Here is a 5,722-nt window from a genome sequence, read left to right as displayed (position 1 = left end):
CCAACCGCTCGTCCCGAGGAGAGCCACGGCGAGCAGCCCGGCGACGACCCGGACGGCCGTCGCGCCGCGGGATCGCCGCGCCGACTGGTCCTCCCGCGCGGTCGTGGCACGGGGCGGACGGCCGGCGCGCGGGTCGAGCCGCGGCGGGAGCGGGCGGCCCACAGGGTCGTTGTGCTCGGTGCGGGTTCGGCTCACGGGGCATCCTTACTCGGCTGGACGCCATCAGCGGGGGACCGGCCAGTGGGTGGGCGTGGGTGCGGGGCGTCCGCGCCGCCGGCGGTGCTCACCACCGGCGGCGCGATGATAGGCAGCGCCGCCATGGTGGGCGCGGGTCCGACACGGGATCTCCGGCCTCCCAGCGGCAGGCTCGCGTCCGACTGGTGACACGCGTGTCACCAATCCCGCCGGTCACAGCACCCCCGCGCCGGACCGAGACCGGGTCTGTCGTGTTGGTCGTGTGGTGCCGGGGGCCCGAGTGACCGGATGGACCGGTTCGGTCCGCTTTCCTTCCTGTGTCGGCTAAAGACACGAGCCGGCGGGGCCGATGCTCTCTTCGGACCGATGCGCCCTCGCGGGGCGCGCAGCACCACCGCCCTACCGGAGGTCTACTTCGTGCGCCGCCTGTCAGCAGGTTCCACCGCCTTCGTCGCCCTCGCCGGGGTCCTCCTCGTGCTGCCGGTCTACGGGGAAGACGCTCCCGAGCCGGTCGCCGTCACCACGTCGGCGGCCGAGGTTCCACTGGGCTCGGTGGACGCCCCCGCCCCCGAGGCGCAGGTACAGCAGGGCACCACGGCACCGGTGAGCGGGGTCAGCGGCGCTGTGCCGACGCTCTCGGTGCGGAAGATCGGCGTCGCCGAGTTCTCGCTCGTCGGAGTCACCTGGGCGTACGACCCGGCGGTCACCGACGTGCGGGTTCAAGTCCGGGTGCAGGCCGCCGGCGGCGGCTGGGGGGCGTGGACGGAGCTCGGCATGGAGGACCTGGCGGCCGAGGGCAGCCCCGCTGCCGCCGACGCGGACCGGCGGGGCGGTACGGCGCCGCTTTGGACCGGCCCGAGCACCGGGGTGGAGGTCGAGCTGGTGGCGCGGTCCGGTGCCTCGCCGACCGACGTCCAGCTCGACCTTGTGGATCCCGGGACGAGCGCGGTGGACACCGCCCTGGGCAGCCCCGAGATCCAGGACACGGCTGATGCCGCGATGGCTATGCCCGACGTCTTTTCTCGCGCCCAGTGGGGTGCCGACCCGAACATCCGGACCTGGGCGCCGCAGTACGCAGGCACGGTGAAGGCGGCTGCGCTGCACCACACCGCCGATACGAACGACTACAGCGCCGACCAAGTGCCGGCGATTATGCGGTCGATATACCGGTACCACGCGGTGAGCCTGGGCTGGGGCGATATCGGCTACAACTTGATCGTCGACAAGTTCGGCCGCCTCTGGGAGGGCCGCGACGGCGGGCTGGCCAGCAGCGTCGTCGGCGCGCACGCCGGCGGGTTCAACACCTACACCTTCGGCGTCTCGATGCTTGGCAACTACGACACCGCGGACACACCCCAAGTGATGATCAACTCGGTCGCCGCCATAATCGCATGGAAGTTCTCGTTGTACGGCATCGACCCCCGTGGGCGCGCGACGCTGACTTCTGGAGGGACCAACCTCCACCCGGCCGGTCAGCCGGTGATCCTGCCGACGATCTTCGGGCACCGTGACACCAAGAGCACCGCCTGTCCCGGCCGCTATGGCTACGTCCGGCTGGGCGAGATCCGCGACCGCGCGGCCGTGGCGATCCAGAGTGCGGTGACCCCCCAAATCACTCAGCGCTACGAGGGCGACGCCGCCCTGCGCGCTTTCCTCGGCGCGAAGACTGGTCCGGAGCAGGAGTCGGCAGGCGTGGCCTGGCAGCCCTATCAAGGCGGAGCACTGTTCTTCTCGACGGCCACGGGGGTGAAGCTCGTCCGCGGCGGCATCCTGGATCGGTACCTGCGTGCCGGCGGTCCCGAGTCGCTCGGGGCGCCTACCGTGGAGGAGCGGCCGCTGACGGATGGCCGTGGCGTCGTCGCGGAGTTCCAACGGGGGGGGATCTACTGGACGGCGACGACGTATGCCCACATAGTCCGCGGCGCGATCCGCAGTCACTGGCAGTCCCTCGGCGGGCCCACGGGGTCGCTCGGGTACCCGCTCGACGACGAGCAGGGATCGGCCGACGGGCAGGGGGCCTTCTCGGCCTTTGAGCGCGGGACCCTCGTCTGGTCGCCCGCCACGGGGCCGGTTGTCACGGCCGGCGGTATCCGGGCCGCCTACGAGAGCTCCGGGCGTGAGACAGGCCCGCTGGGCTACCCGACCGCCATCGAAGCCGATATACCTGGTGGCCGCGGCCGGATGCAACAGTTCCAGCGGGGCGTCGTCTACTGGTCGCCGGTGCACTACGGCGCGCTCGTCTACGGCGGCATAGGCACGACGTGGCGCAACGTGGGGGGACCGACCGGCGTCCTCGGGCTTCCAGCCGGCAACGAGCGCGACACTGCCGCCAGAACCGGCCGGATGCAGGAGTTCGAGAAGGGATCCGTTTACTACTCACCGTCGGCCGGGGCGCATCCGCTCCGCGGCGGCATGCTGGCCGCCTGGCTGGGCGTCGGTGGAGAGGTGGGGCCGGCCGGGTATCCCGTGGCCGCCGAGGGGCCAACCGGCGACGGGCGTGGTCAGGTGCAGCACTTCCAGAGCGGCGCCATCTACTGGAGCCCCACCACCGGGGGCCACATGGCCCGCGGGGCTGTGGCCTGGGCCTGGCAGGCCGCGGGAGGCCCGGCTGGCACGATGGGCTACCCGCGCACCGACGAGATGGACGCGCCGGGCGGCCGTGGCCGGATGCAGGGCTTCGAGAACGGAACCGTGTACTGGTCGGCGGCGACCGGCGCCCGGATCGTCCGGGGGGACATCGCCGGAGCGTATGACGCGGCCGGTGGCCCTGCCGGCGTGCTGGGGCTCCCGGTGACGGAGGCGGTAGCCACGGCCGACGGCGCCGGGCGGGTGCAGACCTTCCAGAGCGGCTCGATCTACTGGTCTGCCGGCACGGGGGGGCACGTGGTCCGCGGCGCCATCGGCTCGGTCTGGCAGGCGTCAGGAGGGGTCTCCGGACCGATGGGCCTGCCGCGCACGGGGGAAACCGCCGTACCCGGACGGCCAGACGGACGGATGCAGATCTTCGCCAACGGCACGGTGTACTGGTCGGCGGCGACCGGCGCCCGGATCGTCCGGGGGGACATCGCTGGGACGTATGACGCGGCGGGTGGCCCTGCCGGCGTGCTGGGGCTCCCGGTGACGGAGGCGGTAGCCACGGCCGACGGCGCCGGGCGGGTGCAGACCTTCCGAGGTGGATCGGTCTATTGGTCGGCGGGCACCGGGGCGCACGTCGTCCGGGGCGCGGTCGGTGCCAGCTGGCTGGGGGCCGGAGGTCCGGGCGGCCGACTGGGCTACCCACTCGGCAGCGAGGAGCTCACGGCGACCGGGACGGTGCAGCGCTTCCAGGGCGGCTCCATCACGTGGACGACCGCGACGTCGACCGCCCGGGTGAGGTACGCGTGAACGCGCTTCGCGCGACCCCTCGGCGTCCGGTGGCCGCGCTGCTCGCGCTGCTGACCGTCTCGGTCGTCCCCGGCTGCACGTCGGCCGACCCGGCGATCTCGGCCGGGGCGACCCCCACCGAGGTCGTGGGAGACCCGCCCGTCGGTGGCCCAGCGACTCCCCCCGCCGCTCCGGCCGGGTCGGACGCCGACGACCCGGCCCGGGTCGACGTGGTCCTGACCTACGGCGGGGTGGAGTCGAGCACCGGTGACGTCGAGGTCAGCGGGTACGCCGCGGTCGTCGAGGATGAGGGCCGCTGCATCCTCACGCTGCGCCGCCGCGGCCATGAGGACGTGCGCGTCGAGGCCGAGGCCGTGCCGGACGTGCGCACGACCGCGTGCGGTCTCCTCGCCGTCCCCATCGACCGGCTTGCTCCAGGTGAATGGCAGGCCCGACTCGAGTACCGCTCGGCCCAGAGCACCGGGCAGTCCGCCGCATCGGCGGTGACGGTCCCGTGACGCCGCGCCGTTACCGCAGTCGCGCGCTCCGTCTCGGCGGCGTGCTGGTCGCGCTCGTCCTGGCGTCGTCCCTGCTGTCCCTCGGGCGGGACGCCCCGGCCCGGGCAGCGGACCTCAGTCAGTTCCGCGCCGGCGACATCATCAGCGATGCCTTCTTCTTCGACGGCTGGGCCATGTCGGAGAGCGACGTCCAACGCTTCCTGGACGCGAAGGGGGCTGGCTGCCGTACCGGCTCGGACGGGACGCCGTGCCTCAGGGCCTACCGGCAGGACACCCAGGACAAGCCGGGGGACGACCGGTGCGCGCGCTACATCGGTGCCGCTGGGGAGTCCGCCGCCCGGATCATCACCAAGGTGGCGCAGGCCTGCGGCATCAGCACTCGGGTGCTGCTGGTCATCCTGCAGAAGGAGCAGTCCCTCGTCACGAACACGGGCTCGTCGCTCAACGAACGGCGTTACCGGGAGGCGATGGGTTTCGCCTGCCCGGACACGGCGGCCTGCAATCCCGCCTACAACGGGTTCTTCAACCAGGTCTACAGCGGCGCTCGCCAGTTCAAGAACTACGCAGCCAGTCCCCGGAGCTACGGCTATCGGGCCGGGCAGGTCAACACGATCCGGTTCCACCCGGACAGCACCTGCGGCAGCACGCAAGTGTTCATCTACAACCAGGCCACGGCAGGGCTGTACAACTACACGCCGTACCAGCCGAACGATGCGGCGCTGCGTGCCGGCTACGGCACCGGTGACCGCTGCTCCGCGTACGGCAATCGGAACTTCTTCCACTACTTCACCGACTGGTTCGGTTCGACGCACGAACCCGGCGCCCTGGCGATCTCGGACGCCTACTACCGGCTCGGGCCCGACGCGTTGGGCAGTCCGACGGGCGCACCCTTCTGCGGGCTCGTCCGAGGCGGCTGCTTGCAGTGGTTCGCCAAGGGCGTCATGTACTGGTCCCCGACCACCGGCGCACACCCCTTGATGGGCGCCGTTCGCACCGCCTGGGCCGCGAGTGGATACGAGGTCGGGTTGCTGGGCTACCCGATCACCGATGAGCTGGCCGCCGCTGGTGGCGGCCGGGCGCAAGTCTTCGAGGGCGGGTCCATCTTCTGGACCGCCGGGACCGGCGCACGCGTCGTCCACGGGGGCATCCGCGCGGCTTGGGCGGCGCAGGGAGCCGACGGCGGCGTCCTCGGCTACCCGACCGGGGACGAGATGCCGACTGCCGACGGCCTCGGGGCCCTGCAGCTCTTCCAGGGCGGCGTGATCTTCTACTCGCCGTCGACCGGCGCCCACCCGGTCCGCGGCGCGGTCCGGACGGCCTGGGCCGCCGTCGGGGCGGATTCCGGTGCCCTTGGCTATCCGATCAGCGGCGAGATGCCCACTGCCGCCCGTGATGGCGTGCTGCAGCTCTTCCAGGGCGGCGCCATCTTCTACTCGCCGTCGACCGGCGCCCACCCGGTCCGCGGCGCGGTCCGGACGGCCTGGGGGCGCCTCGGGGCCGAGGGCGGCGAGCTCGGTTACCCCACCGGCCCCGAGACTGCCGGACCGGGCGGCCGGGGCACGATGCAGACCTTCCAGGGAGGCGCCGTCCACTGGTCGGCCCCGACCGGCGCACGCGCCGTCACCGGCGCGCTCGCCGACGCCTTC

At 72.7% G+C, this 5,722-nt stretch carries 4 protein-coding genes; 3 read left to right on the top strand and 1 reads right to left on the bottom strand.

The window, feature by feature from the left end:
• Positions 1-195, bottom strand: a 195-nt coding sequence (locus tag VN520_RS01615; RefSeq protein WP_325745006.1) for a hypothetical protein, incomplete at its 3' end; no start/stop codon positions are given.
• A 366-nt stretch (positions 196-561) separates the two neighbouring features.
• Here VN520_RS01615 and VN520_RS01610 point away from each other — a divergent pair.
• The 3 genes from VN520_RS01610 to VN520_RS01600 all read left to right on the top strand — a co-directional run.
• A complete protein-coding gene (locus VN520_RS01610) occupies positions 562-3,579 on the top strand; it encodes an N-acetylmuramoyl-L-alanine amidase (RefSeq protein WP_325745005.1) in 3,018 nt (1,005 codons plus the stop codon).
• A complete protein-coding gene (locus tag VN520_RS01605) occupies positions 3,576-4,076 on the top strand; it encodes a hypothetical protein (RefSeq protein ID WP_325745004.1) in 501 nt (166 codons plus the stop codon). The genes VN520_RS01610 and VN520_RS01605 overlap by 4 nt, the downstream gene beginning before the upstream one ends.
• Positions 4,073-5,722 (top strand): LGFP repeat-containing protein (locus VN520_RS01600; RefSeq protein WP_414719749.1); only part of this gene is annotated, 1,650 nt, incomplete at its 3' end. The genes VN520_RS01605 and VN520_RS01600, both read left to right, overlap by 4 nt.

The sequence above is a fragment of the Streptomyces sp. genome (assembly GCF_035563135.1).
Classification (GTDB): Bacteria; Actinomycetota; Actinomycetes; order Streptomycetales; family Streptomycetaceae; genus Streptomyces.
Note: the sequence above shows the minus strand (reverse complement) of the source record. Positions and strands in the feature narration are given on the sequence as shown.

Coding starts and splice junctions, on each gene's coding strand:
- VN520_RS01610 (WP_325745005.1), top strand. CDS start 562: ATGCGCCCTCGCGGGGCGCGCAGCACCACCGCCCTACCGGAGGTCTAC.